This window comes from Exiguobacterium sp. SH0S7 (assembly GCF_004337195.1).
GTDB classification, from domain to species: Bacteria; Bacillota; Bacilli; order Exiguobacteriales; family Exiguobacteriaceae; genus Exiguobacterium; species Exiguobacterium aurantiacum_A.
The window spans coordinates 24,510-45,630 of record NZ_SJVA01000005.1; the positions used below are offsets into that span (position 1 = coordinate 24,510).

Consider the following 21,121-nt stretch of genomic DNA (forward strand, 5'->3'; position numbering starts at 1 on the left):
ACTCGACCAATCGTTCGTTGTCATGAAAGAGCTTCGCACCGAATTGACGCTAGACACCTATCGCGAACTCGTCGCCGCGATGCAAACGCAAGGCTATGAGCTGTATGCGCTATACGCCGACGACACCATCGTCTCGCTGGCTGGCATCGAGCTTCGCGTCAACCTGTATCTCGGGAAACACGTCTTCATTTATGATCTAGTCACGAGTGCTACGCATCGTTCAAACGGATACGGCGAGAGGTTGCTCCATTTCGTCAACGAGTATGCCCGTGATCAGGGAGCGACGTGTGTCGCGCTCGAGTCTGGGCTCGCCCGGACCGAGGCGCACCGATTTTATACCGAAAAGATGGGCTACACCATCACCAGTTATTCGTTCCGAAAACAATTGTAGAGATGGAAAAAGGAAGAGCGAGCCTCTCTTCCTAGCTTCATTATATCGTGATTTTTAAACCAAAAACAGACTACCTTCTCCTAATTTCAGCCACTATACTTTGGATACATGACCAAAGGAGAGATGCCTCATGACGAATGAAACGAAACCACTCGATCCTGGCCCGTTCTTTCACGGCACGAAAGCCGAACTGAAGATTGGAGAGTTGCTGGAACCTCGACGCAACTCGAACTATCAAGACAAGCAATCGAACTATATCTATTTCACGGCGACGCTCGATGCCGCCAAATGGGGAGCGGAACTGGCGAGCGGAGATGCCCGTGAGCGCGTTTATCTCGTCGAACCGACCGGTGACTTCGAGAACGACCCCAATTTGACGGACAAACGCTTCCCCGGCAATCCAACCCGGTCGTACCGCTCGAGCGCCCCGCTCAAAGTCGTGGCCGAACTCGGTGCTTGGGAGCGACATCCTGACGACATGATTGCGCACATGCTCGTCTCGCTTGAGAAACTGCGGCAAACTGGAGAAGATGTGATTGACGATTGAGCATGTGGGAAAATCCTTTTAAGAAACCACACACAAAACGCCAACGCCTTGCAATCGCTTGTCTCGTGCTCGGGTTGCTGTACGCGACGACGTATATCCCGCAGCGGGTCATCACGACATCCCCGTCGGAAGTGTCCCGTATCCATGTATTTGACGGTCAGAGCGGCTATGAGGTCTCATTAAGCGAGCAGCGTGATATCGACTCCATCATGCGTAATCTGAGTGACATCACGTTTCAAAAAGGAAAACCTAGCTTCGGCTATATGGGGTACTCGTACCGTGTCACATTGTACGATGAGGACGGGGACGAGCTCGATGAATTCATCATCAATAGCGAGAACACGCTCAGGTACCACGGTTTCTTTCACACGGCGAAATCAGGAGAAATCGACTATGACACACTTGATGAATGGATGGAGCAAGTAAAATCACAGCCTGGGAAATGAAAACTATATCATTTTAAAAGCAAAAAACGGATGACATCACTTACTGATGCCATCCGCTTTCTTTTGATTCATCTGTTGAAACGATGTATTCGCATGCATGAGTGTGAACGGGCCCTCAAGCGTTGCCGCTGCCGCCTCAGCTTCAGACATCGTCGCCTCGGTGAAGACTACTTCTTGACGCCGTAACCGGAACGCCCGCTCGAGCCGGCTCGTTAACAAGTTACTGACGAAAACGAGCAGGGACAGTCCAATCGCTGGAACGAGAAACATATGGTTCGTCATCCATGTCGTCGCCGTAAACTGCGTGAAATAAAAACCGAACATCGACGACCACTCAAACAGCGTCGGTCGGACCCCTTCAAACAGGAAGACGGTTCCTCCGAAAAAGACCCCGAATAAAGATAAATGAATGAGCAACATCAGTGTTTGCACAAATTGCTGCATGAAGACGATGACCAACGTCGGGACGAGGTGCGGCCACAAGTGCCGCCTTGTCCGATGCCAGACACTGCCGCCTAACGTCTCGGCGACGATCATAAACTCTTGTTTAAGTAATTGCCGTACCTCTGTAGTCAAATAGAGCGTGACGGCAGGCAATCCTAGCACCACGAAGACCGTCAACTGTAGCGTTACGCGGTCTAATAACGGCGGCACCATCGTCGAGTCTGCGAAGAAAAAGGACGGGAATAACATCATCATGGCCAACAACGAGATTGGCAGAATCAAGAATCCATCTAACACCATTTTGAAGATTCGGTTCAGACGTGCCCCGCGAAATGCGAGTGGGATCCCGACCAATAGGCCGAGCGCCATCCGTCCGAGCGCGACCGTCGCACAAATACCGACCGTCCACTTAAAGCCCTCAATCATCATTTGGAACAAGTCATTCCCGGCCCGGTCGGTTCCGAGCCATTGATCTTTAGATGGTTCGAGTGGTGGGATACCGATCAAGCGGCCCTCGTCAGAGTAACGGTTCAGGAATTGATCGACTTGCCCATCACGGAACACGGTATTCCCGATACTGAGTAACAGCAGACTTACAAAAATTATAAAACCGATCATAAAAATTGGGTCACGTAGGAGTGTACGACGCATCAAATCCCTCCTTTCCAAGCGTTCGGGATGAGCCATTCCGCCAGTAAATCCAATATAAAGATTGGGATATAGACGACCAACAAGATGACAAGTAGGATCGGCATGACAGGATTATAGACGACGAAACGGAAAATCCCTTGTACGTTAAATAAATATTCGATGATTAAAAGACTTGATAATACCGTGATCAAGTTCGAGCGGAAAAAGAGATAGAAGCGATACACCAAATTCGGGAGCAAGTGTCTCCAGAACAGGGCGGCCGGTCGGACGCCTTTGGCCCGCGCCAGCTCGAGAAACAGCGTCGCTTCCTCCTCAAGGATGTGTTTCGTCAACCATTTGAGGAAGAAGAACAGGATGGTGAGCGTCAACGTCACAATCGGCAAAAAGCGTATGTATTCGGCAAACCCGCCTGCGACTTCAATCCGATCAAACCCCGTCTTCTTGTAAATCGTGATGGCGAGGAATTGCGAGAAGATGAGCCAAAATAAATCCGGGATCATCTCGAGCGTCTGGCTCGTATGTTGGAGCACCGTGCGCACGCGCTTCCCGCTTCGATAAAAGAAATAAGCGTACAGAAGAGCGAACCCGACCGAAACGACAAGCGACGTCATAAAGATGATGACCGTCTCTTTCATGAGCGGACCGAGTGCAGGCAATAACGGTAATTCTCGTTGCGCGGTTACGTTGAAGTATGTAATCTCATCAAGTTTCGCCAACTGACTAAATTGTTGTTGCAGCCCGTTCCAGTAACTCGATGGCACGAACTCGAGCTGCACGACGAGTGACGGCAAGGCACTGATCGCAATCAACACAAACAGTGTGATGAAAAACTGAGCCGATTTTTGAGCAATCAAATTCATCATGTCTTCCCCTTTCTAAAAATAAATCGATTTTTGATGAGGTCGTTGGTCTCGCAAATAAGCAATGAGCCATGGGATTTTCTAACCGTTGTGTTCTTTATGAAAGGAACATCTAGTCGAAAAATCTTTATCGGAAATAAAGAAGCCAAACCAAAATAAAGCATATCATTGATACGAAAGTAAAAAATATCCATAGACACTGTTATGATTCTATCACAATCCATATAGAAATAAAAACAATATTCCGAAAATTATGCATTTAAGACGGAGTAACATCTAATCGTAACCAATAGCAGTGCTGGGACTTATAGGCATTTCACAAAATAAAGCAGCCTACTACATATTATCCTTTAAAAAAAGTATTCCCATTTGAAAGGAATACTTCAGTATGTCGAAAACAGAACGTTACCGTCCTCAGACCGTAACTCATAATCGACGAGCGTATTCAATTGTTGCGTCAACGTAACACTGCAATCAAATTCATTTCCCGGACCGTACGGTATATCGGGCCGGACGCGCGTCTCATACGGTATGTCATTCATATAGACGTCGACATCACGGGCTCTCGCCCCGTTATCAACGACATAACACGACCCCGTCTCCGTTTTATACCGACCGCTCGCCCGGTCATACGTATCAGGGACTATCATGAGTAACACGAGAACCACTAATAGCATCGATCCTATGGACGCAAACAGCTTTGCAACTTTCCGTTCCTTTCGCCACTGGACATAATACATCAATGTCGCACCAATGAGTGCGAGCGCGATGCACCAAAAACCAATAAAATCAATCATGCCATCACTACCTATTCTTCAGTGTGTAGGAGAAAACATTTGAATATATATCGACTATGTGTATCCGGAATGGCAAGCAGGAAACACATGATGGTAAAGAGAATACTAAACATGGCTCCCAACAATTTCATCAGTTTGCGCTCGCTCCGCCACTAGGATGCATAATAAACATCGAGAGCACACACATGAATCCAACAAACCAAAACGCAGTTAATTATGCCAACCTAATCACTTCTTCCATACTATACGAGCTCTTCTGAATAATGTTTCATCAATTCTTCATTTCCAAGGAGACTGTTATGACCCATTTTCTTAAATTACAAACAATCTCCATCTTGCTAGCGGTCCTACTATTTTTGAACATCCAACTCCTCGCCAACAGTGGACGGCTCTATTTGATAATGGATAATGTTTATATGCTTGTCATCGCTACTATCGGTCTTGCTTCACTCGTCTTGTTCACACAGGTCATCGTCAAACGCATCAGGCGACTTGCACCTTCAACATGGAACCTATCCCTGTACGTTTCATGGCTCCCTTATTTGGCGCTGTTCACATACGGCTGGACGCGTGTCATCCCTGCTCCTAGCGAAGCAGCCTGGCCAAGTCCCGCCATCGGACTCGTCATCATCGCGCTCGTATTGACGTTCCCGCTTTATATATTCATCGTCCATATGATTGCCCGCTCCAAACAACCAACGACCTAAAAAAACGTGTGCGACCGATTCCGGTTGCACACGTTTTTCACGAGAGACCTTGACGCCGCTTCTGCCACGCCACGAGCAAGATGCTGATAATGACGAGCAAGAACCACGATGACAACTTGCCGAGGTCGACGAGTGCCCAGCCGCTCAACTGATTCGGATACGCCCAACCGTTATAGAACGTGACGATATTCTCGGCGAACCAGATGAAGCAGGCGATCAAAAAGAAAGCGACGACGACCGGCATCGTGAAACGGCGGTCGTCAAGCCGATACGTGACGATGGCCCGACCGAACGCGAGAAAGACGAGTCCGATCAACAGCCAGCGCAAATCGAGCCAAATGTGGTGCCAAAAGAAGTTGAAGTAGATGGCAATGCCCAGCCCGAAAGCGATCAGCGGTGGGGGCATCTTCAAAAACTCGAGGTCGAGCCGGCGCCACGACTGGACGACGTAACTGCCGACACTCGCATACATGAAGCCGGCGTAAAGCGGGACACCAAAAAGTTTCGTCAGCGCCTCGTCGGGATAGCTCCACGACCCCATCTGTACTTTGAACAGTTCAAGGCCGAGACCGATGACGTGGAACCAACTGATGACTTTCAGTTCTTCCATCGTCTCGAGCCCTGTCTTGACGAGCACGACTTGGACGAGCAGACACCAAATGAGCAGCACGTCATAACGTGGCAGCGGAAAGTCGAGCCATTTCGTCAGCGCGAGCGCGCCGAAGATCGCAACCGGGAAGATGCAACTGAGCGCCTGTTCGTAACCGAAGATGAACAAATAACGTAGCCGTCGCATGATGTCACCTACAATTCGATGTATTCATAGAGGAATGACGACTCACCGTCAAAGAAACGCGGATCGTATAGACCAAGACGTTCATCCTCTTCGACGACGACAACGAACGGGGACCACTGTTTGAGCGTGATCGCTTCTTTATTCTCATCAAACAGCGGCGTCAAGTCCGCATCGTCCGCGCTCGTCAGCTCGTATTCGAGCTCAGGTGTCTGGTAGATCGAGTCACTGAAGATCGAGACACTTTCGTCCGTTTTCGTAACGACCGTGAACTGGGTCGGGATGAACGAGGCCGATAGTGCCACTTCTTCATGCTCGGCGGCGTACGTCTGATACAAGTACGCACCCTGCGCACTTTGAATCAAGACGTGGACAACGATGGCTGCCCAAGCGTAGCGATACACCGTATGCCGGACGTCCGCCCGACGCGCGATCAGCCAAGCGACGAGGAAAATCCCCCAATAGACGAAATCGACGATCGGGATGACGCCGAACGTGACCCGGACGTCGGACAACGGTTCGAAATAACCGGTCCCCCAGGCGTTGAACAAATCGGCCGTATTGTGGATGAACACGGATAAGAGCGCCCACCAGAAATAGCGGACATCGGTCACGTTGAACAAGACGCGGACGAGTATGTAAATCAGTAACGCGAACAGCGGCACGAGGAAAATCGAGTGGGTGATGCCGCGGTGCCACATCTGATACATCCCTTCCGTGTCCCATAACCGCGAAATGACGTCACTGTCCGGGATCTGACTCCCGACGAGCGTCGTCACGAACAGCGCCCGCTTTTCATTTTTTTGTAGTTCCCGTTTGTCGGCCGCCCCGTAGAGCGTCAAACCGAACAACGTATGTGTGATCGTATCCATGCAACACCTTCTTTCTGTTTTGAAAAGACATCCCCCTCATCGCGAGGCGGATGTCCGTCCGTGCTTTATTTCTCTTGGTCCATTTTCATGGCGCGTCTTGCGACGACGGCGACAAAAATGACAGCGACAATCGGAATGATTAAAGGCATCCAATTCAACATCCGCCTGTCCCCCTTCTACAAGTGTCGCAAGCAGTATATCACAGTTTCAAATCAATCGTTTTAGTGGATGCTCTCCTTGGCGTAACGGCCTGCCATCGACTCAATCGTTTCACGCATATGGTCGCGGAGCGTGACCGGTTCGAGCACCTCGACTTGCGTGCCGAGCGACAGGAGCCAGAAGACGAAACCGTCTGATACGGCCGCGTCGAAGCGGATGAGGAATCGTTCCTCTTCACGTGTGATCGATACATCTTCCCCGAGCTTGTCGAAGATGACCGGGAGCACCCGCTCATCGACGGCAAGAATGATCTCCTCATCGAGCCCGTTATACATGTTGAACGATTTTTGGAAGTAATCGTCCGCCAGATGATGCTTCAGGCGCGGCGTGTCGTCTTCGACGATTTCCGAATTGACGATGCGATCGACACGATAGTTGCGAATCTCCCCGATCGATTCGTCGATGCCGATCAAATAGTACTGCTCATGGTTCCAGTGCAGATCGATCGGATTGACGACGTAGCGCTCGCCGTCACGGCGGAGCGGGAACGTGCGTTTCGTGACGTCGAAGCCGACGACGTCCGTGTATTGGAACGAGATCGCCTTCTGTTCTTGGATCGCCCGTTGGATGCGGTCGATATGGTACGGGATCTGTCCATGCTTTTTCTTCGGTGTCTTGATGATTGATTGGAGCGTCTCTGCTTCCGGGATGCTCGTCAGCTTCTGGAGCTTCTCGACGATACTTTCCGTCACATCTTCCGAGATGAACTTGGCCGCGACGATCGCATCGACCATCATGCGAAGTTCATGAATTTCAAACAGACGGGCCGAATGCCAGTATTTTTTGGCGAGACCGTTCTTTTCAAGCTCATCCTGCACCTCGAACCCCGAATCGGTCAATGCTTGGATGTCGTCTTTCACCGATTTTTTTGCTAACTTAGAAGTATCTCCAATTGTCGATAAATATTCGAGCAAGTCTTCTAACGTCTTTGGATGATTGTCATCTGTGTGGCGTTCGAAAAACCGTCTCACCTCGAGTAACCGTTCTCGGTTGTTCACGGTTTAATCCCCTTTCAGTTCTCTATATGTATGATGTATAAACAGACATTATCATGTAATTTCCATGAAATAAAGTTATTTTCCATTACAATTCATTTAAGGAGGCGCACGCCGCTGTGAAACACTATGCCCATGTCAACGGCACGAAAATCGAATATATGGACCGCGGTCATGGTCCGGTCGTCATCTTGATTCATGGGACCCAATCGTCGAGTCTAGAACCGTACCATGTGGACCGTCTCGTCTTGTCCGGCTTCCGGGTCATTGTCCCATCGCGACCTGGATACGGTGAGACTCCGTACTCATTTTCGGCCACGCCACAACAGTTCGCAGGACACTTACAGCGCTTGATGGAAATCATGGCCATCGACCGCTATCACATCTACGGCATCTCGGCAGGTGGACCGACGGCGATCGAGCTCGCTTCTGACAATGAGCGGGCGTCGAGTTTAACGCTCGCCGCCGCCGTGACGAGCGTGGTCGACTTCCCGTATCGCGACTACGTCAGCCGAAACGTCGCTCAGCCCGCGTTCATCCTGGCACAATATGCGATGAAGTACTTCGTCTTTAAAGCGATTCAAAAGCAACCGTTCGAGGCGACAGCACGGATGATCGAATCGACGAGTCTGCTCGCGCTCGACGTCATCCGGGACGAAGTGACGCCGTACGATATCTTCTTATTGAAGCGGGTCGCGAGCCAGATGGCGTTCGGGCTCGGTGCCCAGTTCGATCTTAGGCAACGTGTCGCCGCCGAGGCGTTGCTCGGGGTGATTTGTCCGACGTACATCGTCCATTCGAAGAACGACAAGGCCGTCCCAATCCGTCACGCCTATTATGCGAAGCGGCTCATCCCGCACGCCCAACTCACCATCTTGAACAGCCCCGGTCACTTGATTTGGATCGGCCGCCACGCCCGGAAGAGCGAACAACAAATCGAACGCTTCATCCGCTTCAACTCGTAAGGCGCCATTCTAGGCGTCTTTTTTAGTCGCCTGACTCGAGCAGTTTGATCAATTCCTCCGTCACGTCAGCAGGGAGGCGATAGCCGATGTTCGTGTCGTCCGCGTCGTAAAGGCTACTGACCGATTTCGGATCATCGTTGAGCCACAAATAATAGCGGTCCGTCTCCCCGTCCTCGAAACGGATTTCGATATCGTATTCAGGTCCGACCGAGTCTGCTACTCCCGGCAATTCATCAGCCTGTTCGATCATGTGCTCGAACACTTGAATCGCTTCCGGCGTGTCGAACGTCAAGATGTCTCCCTCTTGAAAGCTTGAGAATCCGTCCGATTCCGAGACGCGGACCTCTTCAATCCCATCCGTCCGGAAATCGTTCGAGCCACAGCCGGCCAAAGCGATTGTCAAAACGGTTAGAGCAATTACCGTTCCCATCCGTCCTCGCTTCATAAGTCACCTCTGCCTCTTGTCATGTGCAACTAAGCCCCCAACATGATTGTTGAGAATCACTCTGCAATAAGTCGAACGAGCGATTTTCTGAATCAATTGTACTACCCATCAAAGGTATCATCCCAATCGACGTCATCCTCTTCAACGAGTTCACGTTTCAAAAGTAATCCTTCACCCAACATGATTCTCGCTTCTTCCACACGAGCCTCCATATCAGGTGCATCCATCTGCTCCGTCAATTGGTAGAAACATCCGCTTTCGATTCGTTCTCGACCGAACCATTCGAACGCGTCAATATCTGTCGCATCTCCACTGGCCAGTAAATCGTCGCTCCAATAATTGAACCACGAGACTTCTTCGGGTTTGAGAAACCAAAAATTTTCCCGGTCATAATCATAAAACGAAGATTTTGAACTATGATCCATACACATGTCGGCTCGATATGGTTTAAGTTCGATACACATCGCTTTAAATAGAGTGAGCCATCGGTTTGGCCGGTCGTTATAATGGGATTTCGACAGACTGAGCGAGATATATACACTAGCCGGTCCGTCATAACAAGGATTGATGAGTAGAAAACTTTTTCGTTTATGCAGGCGCGCAAAAAAATCAGACATACCGTCCTGTTCGACACCCCACATATTCATGAATCCGTCTCGCGAAAATGGTGTGTTGATGGGTTCATAATAGCCGACATAGCCAATCTCAACATCGTACTTGTCAAGTAATTGAAGGAGCTTTTCGCCATACGTTTTGTCAGAAAGGTCTTTATCGAAGCGAAATTTCAAATCAATGTAATCCATTTTTCATAATCCTCACGTTCCTCACCTTATTCGTCCACCCCGAGCACTTGAATCAACTGATTTGTCATGTCTGCCGACACGCGGTAGATGAGGTGTGGATGGGTCACGTCCATCAAATAACTCGGTTTCAGCTTCTGACCGAGCCAAAGCTGATACTGTGCCATCAATCCGCCCTTCCAATGAAGCTCCAGGTCAAAGTCCGGTTCCCCCTGAATGGAATCTTCGAGCGCCTCATCTGCATTGCGCAACATGTCCGCGAACGGTCTCACTTTTTCGATTCCATTGAACATGATGAAATCCGTCTCATTGAACGAACCAACCCCTGACGACTCAGCGACTCGCGCTTGAATCATTTCTTCGTTGTTCAATTCATTCCAGTCCGGTTCCATGAACGCTTTGATCATCGCCGAAGCCCCTGTCAACATGGCTCGATTTAATTTCATGTCCTCCACCCCATTCACGTTGATAGTCATCCTTTACGAAAATCCGGACGAAAGGTTTCACAATTTTTGACATCAGATCATTCATGCCTGTTTCCGCGTTCGCTCCAAGAAAATCGGCAACAGGTTCAAGAAAATTGAGATGCTGGTGAGCACCCATAATGCCCGTCCCATGCCGGGGATGACATCCGCCAATGCACCCCAATCTTCCGCTTCGACCCAGACCGACAAATAACTGTAATCTGCACACACCGTCAACGCGGTCAGCGATAACGCAAGCGCCATCGGCAGTTTGTAATCTTTCCCGACGCTGAACGTATACAAGTTGAACAGCGTCGCCGCAATCGCAAGTAATCCAAATATGATCCACATTGTCCTATCGTCTCCTGTTGTTTGATATGTAAGTTATTACCTATTCCCAGAATAACACACGCAAGGAATGAAACAGTCGGATTTTTAGGACAACAAAAAAGCCGGGCCGAAGCCCAGCTCTTCCTTATTGATACGTCCAACCTGTCAGACTTGCGACCGCACCCACGTAGCGCAACTGCTTCTCGAGCTCGCTCGGGAACACGCGGAGCGTGGCGACGGCCTCGCCGTCATTGACGAAACATTCGACACTCGACGAGTCGACGAACACGTGAAGTGATTCGACGGCGATCGTTTTCGTCCGGGTCGTTCCGAACTCGGTCGCGAACGGCTCACCGGCGTTCGTCCGGTCAATCGTCAGTTCATGCGTCGCTGCATCATAACGAATGACGAGTGACTCATTCCCGACTTGGAGCAAGTCGAGCGTGAAGTCAGATCCATCCGTTTTTAGCTCGAGCTCGTAACGGTCCGGAGTCGAAGTTTCAATCACCGTACCGGACGCGTTGACGAATTCGTCTTGGCGCAGCTTCGTCATCGCTTGCACCGGACGCTGTTTAAGCAATCCGTCCTCGAGCGAGAGTTCACGCGGCAACGTCAAGGCGTGGGCCCAGCCGTAGCGGTCCGTCGGGTAGTCGATCTCCGGTAAGCCCATCCAACCGACGAGCACGCGACGTCCCTCATGTTCGGTCGTCTGCGGTGCGTAGAAGTCGAAGCCGAAATCGAGTTCTTCGAACGTTCCGTGCGTGAACGTCAACGTTTCGACGTCGAGTTTGCCGATCAAGAATCCAGACTGATAGATGTTGTGGTAACGGTGACCTTCCGGCTCGATGCCTTGCGGCGAAAAGACGAGGACGTGTTGACCGTTCAGTTCGAACACGTCCGGGCATTCCCACATGTAGCCGAACGGGTCGAGACCCGTTTTGACTTCGCCGAGGAACGTCCAGTCGTTCAAATCAGCTGAACGATACAAGACGACACAGCCCGTCTCATTATCACGCTGCGCTCCGACGATGGCGTAATAGACATCGTTCTCGAGCCACACTTTCGGGTCTCGGAAATGTTCCGTGTACCCGGCCGGTATGTCCGGGATGGCGACGTTCCGGCGTTCAATCTTGCCGTCTCGTAGCACGCCGATGATTTGCGAGGCGTGACGCGTCCAGTCGTCGGTCCGGTGGTTGCCGGTGTACATGACGTGGAGTTCACCGTCCTTCACGAAGCCGCTGCCCGAATAGGCACCGTGTGAGTCTTCGGTCGTCTCCGGGACTAACGCCACCCCGCGGTCCGTCCACGTGACGAGATCGGGTGATGTGACATGATACCAATGCTTCAGACCGTGTACCGGTCCGAGCGGGAACCATTGATAAAACATGTGATATTCCCCGTTGTAATACGTGAATCCGTTCGGATCGTTCAGGAGGCCCGTCGGCGGTTGGATATGGTATCCGAACCGCCACGGGGAAGCCGCCGTCTTCGCACGGAGCGTCTCCATTTCGAGGGCACTCACGTCACTTAACGAGCGGTAACGCTCTGCCTTCGTCCAACTCATACAATCACTTCCTTTTTCTTTCTTATGCTGCTTGTTTAACTGCTTCTTTTTTCGTTTGGCGTTTCGCAAGGACGAACGTCAATCCGAAGGCGACCGCGAAAGCGATGGCCATACCGATGATATACGAGACAATTGATGCCGGTGCAATCGAGATGATCCCTGGAAGACCTGCCGCGCCGAGGGCGACAGCGAGGACTTCACGACCGACGATGAACGCCGAGGCGATCCCTGAACCGATGATGGCCGCGATGAACGGATAGCGTAGTTTCAAGTTGACCCCGAACATGGCGGGCTCAGTGATACCGAGTAGTGCCGAGATACCAGATGCCGAAGCGACACCTTTCATCTTCTGATCGCGTGTCAAGAAGAAGACGGCAAGCGTAGCCGCACCTTGGGCGACGTTTGACATGGCCGCGATTGGGAAGATGAACGAACCACCTGTGCGCGCGATGTCTGCGAGAAGTTGCGTCTCGATGGCGATGAAGCTGTGGTGCATCCCTGTGATGACGATCGGGGCGTACAAGAGACCCATGACGAGACCACCGAAGAATCCGAGCGAATCATACGTCCAAACGAGCGAATCGATGATCAAGTTACCTGCTTCACGCGTGATCGGTCCGACGAAGGCGAACGTGACGAACGCCGTGATGAGGAGCGAGAGGAGCGGTGTGAGCAAGATGTCGAGTGAAGCCGGCATGAACTTACGGATGTTGATTTCAAGTTTCGATAAGATATAGGCGGATACAAGGACCGGTAACACTTGTCCTTGGTAACCAAGCTTCTCAATCTCAAAGCCGAGAATGTTCCAAACCGGAATGTCACCGACCGTCGCTTGTGCGTAGGCGTTGACGAGATCCGGGTGGACCATGATCATCCCGAGCGCGGCGCCGAGGTATGGATTACCCCCAAACCGCTTGGCGGCGGAGAACCCGATCAGGACGGGTAGGAAGACGAAGGCGGCGTTGGCGAACGTGTTGATCATCGCGGCAAGATCGGCGATACCAGGGTACTGGTCGATCAGCGAGCTGCCTTCGAAGAACAAATCAGGTGCTGTGAGCAAGTTGTTGATCCCCATCAAGAGACCACCGGCGACGATGGCCGGGATGATCGGTACGAAAATATCAGATAGCATCTTCACGAACTGTTGGAGCGGGTTACCTTTCTTCGCCCCAGCCGACTTGACGTCAGTCGTCGACATGTCACCGAGACCTGTCAATTCGGCGAATTCGGCGTACACTTTGTTGACTGTACCTTGGCCGATGATGACCTGATACTGCCCGCCCGTTGAGAACGTCCCTTTGACGACGTCAAGTGCGTCGAGTTTCTTCTCGTCGACTTTCGATTCGTCGTTTAGGACGAGGCGGAGCCGGGTCGCACAGTGGGCCGCAGCTGCAACGTTGTCTTTCCCGCCGACCGCCTCTAAAATCGCTTCTGCTTCTTGTCTGTAGTTCATACTGGTTTCCCTCCTAGTGCTTCAAGCACACGTTGTTGTGATGGTATGGCTGGAATCGCGCCGTAAGCGGTGCACGTAAGCGCTCCGGTCACGTTCGCATATTCGATATCCTTTAGTAAACGAGCGTCATCGACCCCGAGTGTCGCTAAGCGATACAAGTAGGCACCGACGAAGGCGTCACCCGCTCCCGTCGAATCGACGCTGTCAATTTTCACCGACGAAATCACGTTGTTGCCGTCTTTCGTGGCGATCAACGTCCCGCGCGAGCCGAGCGTGATGGCAATCCGTGACGCACCCGTTTCGAGAAGTGACGCGACCGCTTGATTTAAATCGTCATGCCCGGTCAAAAGTTGCGCTTCCTCTTCGCTCAACTTCACAAAATCGGCTTCTGCGATAAAGTGAAGCGAGTCTTCTTTGAACGCGTCGATGTCTGTGACGAGCGCGTCCCGGTAGTTCGGGTCGAACGAGACGAACAGGCCGTCACGCTTGGCGAACTGTAACAGTTTGAAGTAAGCATTCTTCAACTCACCGTCGAGCAGTGCCGTCGCTGAACCGAAATGGACGATGTCACCTGGCTTGAACGCGGTCAAGTCGATCGCTTCGAACGCATAGTCGCCGTCACTCCCACGACGGAACGTGAAGTCACGCTCCCCGTCCGCTTGGATCGAGACGAAGGCGAACGTCGTGTCACCCTGTTCGACTAGATTCTCGACGCCGACGCCGTTGTCGACGAGCGTCTGTTTTAAAAATTGTCCGAATGGGTCGGCTCCGACCTGTCCGAGAAAACTTGAGCGTCCCCCATGTTTACTGACGACGGCGGCCACGTTCGCCGGTGCGCCACCTGCTTTCTTCACGAACGTCGTCCCATTGACGAGATCGCTCGACGCGTCTTCACAAACCCAATCAATCAATAGTTCACCAATGCAATGTACGGTGTTCATCCGTCCACCTCCATGTTTGAATGTATTGCTTCGTATCATTTATCGAACCGGTTCCAAAAGCGAATAAAAAATGTTGCGGAACCGGTTCCGCAACACAAATGTAAACGATTTAATTCAACATGTCAACGCTTTCTCGCAATTTTAATTCGAAAGTTGTGAACGTTTTCATCGGGGTGGCTTCACCTGTCAGCAACTGGAGGATCATGTCAGCCGCACGAGAACCAGTCCGCCGATATGGAAGGTGGACCGTCGTCAGCGATGGATGCAATACTTCTGTGAAATCGTACCCACCGAAACCGCTGACCGAGATGTCGTCCGGCACTCGTTTGCCGCCGTTCGCTAACCCTTTCAAGACACCGAGCGCGATGTTGTCGGTCGCACAAACGACGAGCGTCGCGTCCGTCACGTCGGTCGCGAGCTGCTCACCGATCGGGATGGCGTCGTCGATTCTGAACGTCGTCGTCATCGAACGGACGATGGCGCCAGCTTCATTGAACGCTCTCAAAAATCCGTCACGACGGGCTTGTCCGACGGCGATATCATCCTCTGCCACCCCGACATAGATGATGTCCCGGTGCCCCCACTCCATGAACTGTCGCCCGAGCGCATAAGCCGACTCATTGTCCGGGTAGACGAGGCTATGCACGTCATCGTGCTGCTGACCAATCAACAGGACCGGGATTTGAATCGCTTCGATCGCCTGTAGATGCGCTGGCGTCACGGTCGTCCCGAGCCAAATGATGCCGGCCACTTTTTGCTTGGCCAAGTTATACAGTTGCTCGATCTCACGCTCGGTCTGTTGGGCCGTGTTGACGACGAGCATCTGATAACCATGCTCGGTCAAGCGTTCATCAATCCCCATCATCGTCCTTGAAGCCGCATACGAATCGAGACGTGGGACGATGACGCCGATCATCTTCGTCTGCTTCGACTTCAAACTTTGGGCGAACTGGTTCGGTTCATATTTCGTCTCACGGATGACCCGCTCGATTTTCTCACGAGTCGCCTTCCCGACCGACCCTCCATTTAAATAACGGGAGACAGTACTTTTGGCGACACCGGCGAGTTTAGCGATGTCGTTGATCGTCACTTGTTTCATCCAAAAACCCTCCATACGAAAAAACTGACGCGCTAGACGCCGTCAGTTCAGTGGTTCATCACATATCGTTTTTTAAAGTTTAAATAGTAAAGTCCGTTGCGTTTCTCGAAGCCGTTCTGTTCGAGGACCCGACGCATCGCTTCTTGATGCGGACTGGTCGGCGGGATGCCGGCGCGGACGGTGTGACCGTCTTTTAAATCGGACTGTTCGAGTGCAAGGCGTAATCCCTCTGTCGCATAGCCTTTATCTTTATACGGGTCAAACACCATCAAATCGAGCTGATAGACGCGAGCTAGCTTGAAAAGCAGTACTTTACCGACGATTTGTCCGTCTTGAACGAGGTCGTAGTAAAAATCCTCGCCATAACTATGTTCGTCGGCCATGTATACATGTTCGGCCCCCATCTCGACAAAAATACCTTTTAGTTCTTCGGCCGACATGCCGTATGAGCTTTGACCATATTTCTGAAAATGTTCATATTCGATCTCATCGATCTGGCGAATAGGTTGACGCACGATTTTCATCCCGTGCCCTCCTTAACAGTTATTCCAACGTCTTTCCAAACTCATTATATACGAAGCGCATCATGAAGCGCAAAAGATAACCTAAATCAGACCGGTTCGATATGAATGTGGACCGAATCCACGGCGTGGTGTTTATCGAGTTCCCGTTCGATATCGTCACAAAGCACATGAGCCTCGTCGACGGTCAAACCACCGTCAACGGCGATCGTCACGTCGAGCATGACGTGGTTGCCGAGGTGCCGGCCCTTGATCTCCCGAACTTCTTTGACGGTGTCAAAATGTTGAATCGTCTCTTCATAAGACTCGACGAGATCAGGCGGGAAACCGTCAGACAGTTGATGCGTCGCATCGAGAAAAATTTGGATGGCCGTCCGGATGATGAGCCCCGCGATGACGACCGCGAGCACTGTATCCATCCACGGCAGCTTAAAATAAGCGAACAAGACGCCGAGCGTCGCACCGATCGAGATCAAGGCGTCGGCCAAATTGTCTTTCGCGGCCGCTTTCAGCGCGAGTGATTTGGTCTGTTTCGCCAAGTTCAAATTGTAGCGATGGACGCCGTACATGACGATTGCACTAAAGAATGCGACGACGGCGGCGAGCGGGTTCGGCTCGACGTAGACACCTGCGAGCAGATTGGCGATGCTGTTCAATAACACGAACACCCCGACCGCGACCATGATGAGCGAAGCGACGAGCGCGGCAATCGTCTCCATCTTCGCATGGCCATACTTATGTTCAGCATCCCGCGGCGTTGCCGCCACACGAATCCCGATATAGACGGCAATTGATGCGATGACGTCGGTCGTATTGTTGAAACCGTCGGCGAGCACGGCTTCCGAATTGTAAATATAGCCGAAGACGACTTTGAGAACAGATAAAATCAAATAAGTCGTGATTGATAAAATGGCTCCTTTGAGCGCTTTTGGTGGATGATTTGTCGAATGCATCCGCCCACCTCCTTTTTAGCTAAGTTAGTATACCAGTTGTTCTTCGTGTGGGCATAGAGAAACAGTGTTTCCCGAAGTCAAAATAAATGGAATATATTCCCGGTAGTTTCGTCTTCCGAAAATTATGGTAAAGTAAACAAGAAGAGACCCTTGTGGTTAAACCGTAAAAGAGGTGAAAGATATGTTCACAGAACGTGATGGTATTAAACTTCGTTTGGAACAAATTGACAGATTGTTATCCGATTTGAATCGTGAAGCGAAACAATTGATGGTACGCTTACGCGAACTTGATGCGAGTGGTGAGAGCCCACAAGAAGCGTCACTTAAGCCAGAAGATCGTGATACGCTCAAAACGTCGATCGATGAGACGCTCGAAGCGCTCCAAACCCGCTCGAAACGCCCGATCAACCCGAACGATGAGAAAAAGAAAGAACTCGCCTCAAACAAGGCGCTCATCGACGAGTTGTCAGATCTACTCAGTAAGAAAAAATGAGACGCCACCGCGTCTCATTTTTTAAGTAAGGAGATTAAATGATGTATATCGTCACAACTTGTCTACGGCCGACTGAAGCAATCATTCATAAGGCAAACGAGCACTCATTGCTACACGATGTGCCGTTCGTCTCGCGGCGAAAGCATTCAATCGAGACGTTGATGAGCCGGCACGGTGCCGCCGTCCTCGTTTTCGATAAGCGCCGCGTTGAGTATACGCCGCTCGGCGGCAAAGAGCCGTTCTTCTTCCATCCATCAAGCTCGGTCTTCCGTGTCAAGCAACTGCTTCGTGATGGCAACGACCCACTGATCGATGCGGCCGACCTTCAACTCGGAGACCGCGTGCTCGATTGTACACTCGGACTCGGTTCCGACAGTATCGTCATGAGCCACGCCGTCGGCCCGAGCGGTCGCGTCGTCGGCCTCGAGAGCGAATTCATCACAGCGACACTCGTCAAAGAAGGCATGTCGGTCTGGGAAGAGAAAGAGAACGCTTTGAATGAAGCGATGCGACGCATCGAGGTCGTTTGGACCGACGCCCTCACTTATTTGAAAAATTGTGCGGATGACGAATTTGAGGTCGTCTATTTCGATCCGATGTTCGAAAAAACGATTTCAGAATCAGTTCATCTGAACCCGTTACGAGCGTTGGCAAACGAAGCGCAGTTGTCAGATGAACTGATTTCAGAAGCCAAACGCGTTGCGAAAAACAGAATTGTCCTAAAAGCACATTTTGAGAGCCCGGCATTCGAAAAGTATGGATTTAAGCGACTTTCACGCAAAACTTCGAAGTTCCATTATGGATATATCGACTGAGAGACTCGTTCGGATTAGGTAGTTTGACTTAATCGGGACGAAAGTCTCTTTTTTCTTATTTTTCATAATTGTTATTTTCTGAATATTGACATTAATCAGACACAAGTTTAACGTTTACATCAAGCTCACACAATTTCCCATTATTTTTACAGGAGGTCAGTCCAAATGAAAAAACGTTCCATCCGTCGTACGACGCTCGCCGTCGCGCTGACATCGGTCATGAGCGTCAGTGCGATCCCGGCCGTCGGTGCCGCTCCACTTGCCGCTTCACCGTTACCAACCGCAAGCAACACCGCCCCATTCGATCACAACATCATCGATGAGGATCGACTCGCCAAAGCGCTCGAAAAGCGTGGCGTCATCAAAAAAGGGCTTTCAACGAAAGAGCGACAGAAAGCCGTCGACGCGTATATTAAAAAGAAGCAAGGTACAGCGCAAGATGCCCACGATCACAAACATGATGACAAATTGAATGACAAAGCGGCGAAAGCGAAAGAGAAGATACATAACCAATTCGAAAAAGAATCGAAACGTCTCCTCGACAAAGCGAAAAAAGGTCAAGGCAATTATCGAAAAGGCAAACCGAATGGCCAAATCAAAGTCGATCCGGCCAAAGCAACGGGCTATAACGGTGCGGTTCGTGAAGACAAAGTGCTCGTCCTCCTCGTCGAGTACAGCGACTTCAAACATAACAACATTGTCCAAGATCCCGGTTATATGTATAGCGACAATTTCAGCAAAGAACACTACGAGCAGTATATGTTCGGTGATAAGTCGTTCGAACTGTTCAACGGTGAGAAAGTTCAGACGTTCAAACAGTATTATGAAGAACAGTCTGGCGGCAGCTACACAGTCGACGGTACCGTCTCTGATTGGTTGACCGTACCAGGTACGGCGAAAGACTACGGCGGTGACAATCCGGCCGGCGGGAATGACAACATTGGTCCAGGTCCCCGTCAACTCGTCAAAGACACGTTGAATGCGGCGGTCGCTTCAGGAATGGACCTCGCCGAATACGATGAGTATGACTTGTATGACCTCGACGGCGACGGCGACTTCAACGAACCGGACGGCTTGGTCGATCACTTGATGATTATCCATGCTGGTACCGGCCAAGAAGCGGGCGGCGGTGTCCTCGGTGACGACGCGGTCTGGTCACACCGTTGGGTACTAGATGGCGTATATGGCGTGGAGAACACGACGGCTGACGTCCCGTATTGGGGCGGTAAAATGGCCGCATACGATTACACGATCCAACCTGAAGACGGAGCGGTCGGCGTATTCGCCCACGAATTCGGTCATGACCTCGGTCTTCCTGACGAATATGACACGCAGTACACAGGCCAAGGCGAGCCGGTCCAATCATGGTCGATCATGAGCGGCGGCAGCTGGGCTGGTAAAGTGGCAGGAACGGAGCCGACGAGCTTCTCGCCACAAAACAAGGAATACTTCCAAAAATTGATGGGCGGCAACTGGGCCAACATCACGGAAGTCGATCTTGAAGACATCACCCAGCAAGGTTTCGTCTCGAAACTCGATCAATCCGTGACGAAATCGAACAACCCAGGGTTGTTGAAAGTGAACCTTCCGGACAAGAAAGTGAAAGGTATTGAACCTGAGTTCGGACAGTACTACTACTACTCGACAAAAGGTGATAACTTGCACACTGAACTCGTGACACCAAGCGTCAAGCTTGGTGCTGACGGCACACTCGCCTTCGATACACGGTTCGAGATCGAATATGATTACGACTACTTGTACGTCAAAGCACTGAGCGGCGGCAAAGAAGTCGTCCTTGACGTCTACGGTGACGACAACACCGGAAATGACGCCGAGTCAACAAACGGCGCGTGGGTGAACAAATCGTACGACTTGTCACAGTTCGCCGGTCAAGACGTCCAGATCGTGTTCGAATACGTGACAGATGGCGGTCTCGCCCTTGAAGGATTCGCCCTCGACAACTTGGCGATCACGTCAGGCGGGCAGACGCTTCTCGCAGATGACGCGGAAGGTGCTGAGGCGGTCACGCTCGACGGCTTCGTCAAGTCGGACGGTTATGACACGAAACCGCACTACTACTACCTCGAATGGCGTAACCACGCAGGCGCTGACACGGGTCTCTTGAACGGCCGTGGCGTCAAGTACAACACCGGTCTCGTCGTCTGGTATGCCGACGACTCGTTCTCGGACAACTGGGTCGGTATCCACCCGGGTGAAGGTTTCCTCGGAGTCGTCGACTCACATCCAGAGGCGATCGTCGGTAACTTGAACGGAGCGGAGACGGTCTCAGGCAGCACGCGCTACCAAATCGCGGACGCCGCGTTCAGTTTAGACAAAACGCTCGCTTGGTACCTCGATTCTCCGAGCCGCGGAATTTACGACTACAAGGCGCAATCTGGCGTGAAACAGTTCAATGACGCCAATACGTACATCAACTCGCTCATCCCGGATGCGGGCCGTAAGCTTCCACAATACGGACTCGTCGTCGACGTCGTCGGCGAAGCGAAAGACAATTCGGCTGGAGCTGTTTGGGTCCGGACGAAGTAAGCATGATTT

24 protein-coding genes are annotated in these 21,121 nt (G+C 51.3%); 8 read left to right on the top strand and 16 right to left on the bottom strand.

The window, feature by feature from the left end; genetic code table 11:
* Positions 1-22 precede the first annotated feature (22 nt).
* The 3 genes from EVJ22_RS09590 (at position 23) to EVJ22_RS09600 (ending at position 1,384) form a co-directional block, all read left to right on the top strand.
* The gene (locus tag EVJ22_RS09590) at positions 23-391 is read left to right on the top strand and encodes a GNAT family N-acetyltransferase (RefSeq protein ID WP_131440625.1); all 369 of its coding nucleotides are present in this window, start codon (positions 23-25) and stop codon (positions 389-391) included.
* 130 nt (positions 392-521) lie between these two features.
* Positions 522-938 (top strand): NAD(+)--rifampin ADP-ribosyltransferase, encoded by a 417-nt coding sequence (gene arr / locus EVJ22_RS09595; protein ID WP_131440623.1) that lies wholly within the window; start codon positions 522-524, stop codon positions 936-938.
* 2 nt (positions 939-940) lie between these two features.
* Positions 941-1,384: a hypothetical protein gene (locus EVJ22_RS09600; protein ID WP_131440621.1), complete on the top strand. Its 444-nt coding sequence runs from the start codon at positions 941-943 to the stop codon at positions 1,382-1,384.
* Between the two features lie 36 nt (positions 1,385-1,420).
* On the opposite strand, the gene EVJ22_RS09605 is transcribed toward EVJ22_RS09600, so the two are convergent.
* From EVJ22_RS09605 to EVJ22_RS09615, 3 genes are all read right to left on the bottom strand, one after another.
* Positions 1,421-2,479 carry an ABC transporter permease gene (locus EVJ22_RS09605; protein WP_131443819.1) on the bottom strand — a complete coding sequence of 353 codons (1,059 nt, stop codon included), beginning with the start codon at positions 2,477-2,479 and terminating at the stop codon, positions 1,421-1,423.
* On the bottom strand, positions 2,479-3,339 hold the full coding sequence (locus EVJ22_RS09610; RefSeq protein ID WP_199749329.1) for an ABC transporter permease subunit: 861 nt from the start codon (positions 3,337-3,339) through the stop codon (positions 2,479-2,481). The genes EVJ22_RS09605 and EVJ22_RS09610 overlap by 1 nt, the downstream gene beginning before the upstream one ends.
* Positions 3,340-3,722: 383 nt before the next feature.
* Positions 3,723-4,136: a hypothetical protein gene (locus tag EVJ22_RS09615; RefSeq protein ID WP_131440617.1), complete on the bottom strand. Its 414-nt coding sequence runs from the start codon at positions 4,134-4,136 to the stop codon at positions 3,723-3,725.
* A 299-nt stretch (positions 4,137-4,435) separates the two neighbouring features.
* On the opposite strand from EVJ22_RS09615, the gene EVJ22_RS09620 reads away from it, so the two are divergent.
* Positions 4,436-4,843, top strand: a complete 408-nt coding sequence (locus tag EVJ22_RS09620; protein WP_131443820.1) for a hypothetical protein — start codon at positions 4,436-4,438, stop codon at positions 4,841-4,843.
* A gap of 37 nt (positions 4,844-4,880) precedes the next feature.
* On the opposite strand, the gene EVJ22_RS09625 is transcribed toward EVJ22_RS09620, so the two are convergent.
* The 3 genes from EVJ22_RS09625 to EVJ22_RS09635 all read right to left on the bottom strand — a co-directional run bounded on the left by EVJ22_RS09625 (position 4,881) and on the right by EVJ22_RS09635 (position 7,725).
* Positions 4,881-5,639 (bottom strand): DUF817 domain-containing protein, encoded by a 759-nt coding sequence (locus tag EVJ22_RS09625; protein WP_131440613.1) that lies wholly within the window; start codon positions 5,637-5,639, stop codon positions 4,881-4,883.
* 8 nt (positions 5,640-5,647) lie between these two features.
* On the bottom strand, positions 5,648-6,508 hold the full coding sequence (locus EVJ22_RS09630; RefSeq protein ID WP_131440611.1) for a metal-dependent hydrolase: 861 nt from the start codon (positions 6,506-6,508) through the stop codon (positions 5,648-5,650).
* A gap of 221 nt (positions 6,509-6,729) precedes the next feature.
* Positions 6,730-7,725: a helix-turn-helix transcriptional regulator gene (locus EVJ22_RS09635; RefSeq protein WP_131443821.1), complete on the bottom strand. Its 996-nt coding sequence runs from the start codon at positions 7,723-7,725 to the stop codon at positions 6,730-6,732.
* 116 nt (positions 7,726-7,841) lie between these two features.
* Here EVJ22_RS09635 and EVJ22_RS09640 point away from each other — a divergent pair, with 116 nt between their 5' ends.
* Positions 7,842-8,687 (top strand): alpha/beta fold hydrolase, encoded by an 846-nt coding sequence (locus tag EVJ22_RS09640; protein ID WP_071397463.1) that lies wholly within the window; start codon positions 7,842-7,844, stop codon positions 8,685-8,687.
* A gap of 22 nt (positions 8,688-8,709) precedes the next feature.
* Here EVJ22_RS09640 and EVJ22_RS09645 read toward each other — a convergent pair whose 3' ends face one another.
* The 10 genes from EVJ22_RS09645 to EVJ22_RS09690 all read right to left on the bottom strand — a co-directional run bounded on the left by EVJ22_RS09645 (position 8,710) and on the right by EVJ22_RS09690 (position 17,257).
* The gene (locus EVJ22_RS09645; protein ID WP_131443822.1) at positions 8,710-9,132 is read right to left on the bottom strand and encodes a YhfM domain-containing protein; all 423 of its coding nucleotides are present in this window, start codon (positions 9,130-9,132) and stop codon (positions 8,710-8,712) included.
* A 101-nt stretch (positions 9,133-9,233) separates the two neighbouring features.
* Complete coding sequence (locus tag EVJ22_RS09650; protein ID WP_071397461.1) at positions 9,234-9,935, bottom strand: hypothetical protein; 702 nt, start codon at positions 9,933-9,935, stop codon at positions 9,234-9,236.
* 26 nt (positions 9,936-9,961) lie between these two features.
* Positions 9,962-10,378, bottom strand: a complete 417-nt coding sequence (locus tag EVJ22_RS09655) for a YhfM domain-containing protein (RefSeq protein WP_131443823.1) — start codon at positions 10,376-10,378, stop codon at positions 9,962-9,964.
* An 81-nt stretch (positions 10,379-10,459) separates the two neighbouring features.
* A complete protein-coding gene (locus EVJ22_RS09660) occupies positions 10,460-10,747 on the bottom strand; it encodes a hypothetical protein (RefSeq protein WP_071397459.1) in 288 nt (95 codons plus the stop codon).
* 124 nt (positions 10,748-10,871) lie between these two features.
* Complete coding sequence (locus EVJ22_RS09665) at positions 10,872-12,290, bottom strand: glycoside hydrolase family 32 protein (RefSeq protein ID WP_131443824.1); 1,419 nt, start codon at positions 12,288-12,290, stop codon at positions 10,872-10,874.
* A 22-nt stretch (positions 12,291-12,312) separates the two neighbouring features.
* Positions 12,313-13,743, bottom strand: a complete 1,431-nt coding sequence (locus EVJ22_RS09670; protein WP_131443825.1) for a sucrose-specific PTS transporter subunit IIBC — start codon at positions 13,741-13,743, stop codon at positions 12,313-12,315.
* Entirely contained in the window at positions 13,740-14,684 is a 945-nt protein-coding gene (locus tag EVJ22_RS09675) for a carbohydrate kinase family protein (protein ID WP_131443826.1), read from the bottom strand. Before EVJ22_RS09675 ends, EVJ22_RS09670 begins: the two co-directional genes overlap by 4 nt.
* Positions 14,685-14,793: 109 nt before the next feature.
* Positions 14,794-15,783, bottom strand: coding sequence for a LacI family DNA-binding transcriptional regulator (locus EVJ22_RS09680; RefSeq protein ID WP_131443827.1), 990 nt, complete (start codon positions 15,781-15,783; stop codon positions 14,794-14,796).
* 47 nt (positions 15,784-15,830) lie between these two features.
* Positions 15,831-16,307: a GNAT family N-acetyltransferase gene (locus tag EVJ22_RS09685; protein ID WP_071397451.1), complete on the bottom strand. Its 477-nt coding sequence runs from the start codon at positions 16,305-16,307 to the stop codon at positions 15,831-15,833.
* Positions 16,308-16,393: 86 nt separating this feature from the next.
* The gene (locus EVJ22_RS09690; protein ID WP_131443828.1) at positions 16,394-17,257 is read right to left on the bottom strand and encodes a cation diffusion facilitator family transporter; all 864 of its coding nucleotides are present in this window, start codon (positions 17,255-17,257) and stop codon (positions 16,394-16,396) included.
* Positions 17,258-17,438: 181 nt separating this feature from the next.
* Here EVJ22_RS09690 and EVJ22_RS09695 point away from each other — a divergent pair, with 181 nt between their 5' ends.
* The 3 genes from EVJ22_RS09695 to EVJ22_RS09705 all read left to right on the top strand — a co-directional run bounded on the left by EVJ22_RS09695 (position 17,439) and on the right by EVJ22_RS09705 (position 21,112).
* Positions 17,439-17,750, top strand: coding sequence for a hypothetical protein (locus EVJ22_RS09695; RefSeq protein ID WP_070327307.1), 312 nt, complete (start codon positions 17,439-17,441; stop codon positions 17,748-17,750).
* Between the two features lie 41 nt (positions 17,751-17,791).
* Complete coding sequence (locus tag EVJ22_RS09700; RefSeq protein ID WP_233589671.1) at positions 17,792-18,565, top strand: class I SAM-dependent methyltransferase; 774 nt, start codon at positions 17,792-17,794, stop codon at positions 18,563-18,565.
* A 165-nt stretch (positions 18,566-18,730) separates the two neighbouring features.
* Positions 18,731-21,112, top strand: a complete 2,382-nt coding sequence (locus EVJ22_RS09705) for an immune inhibitor A domain-containing protein (protein WP_131443830.1) — start codon at positions 18,731-18,733, stop codon at positions 21,110-21,112.
* Positions 21,113-21,121: the final 9 nt, after the last annotated feature.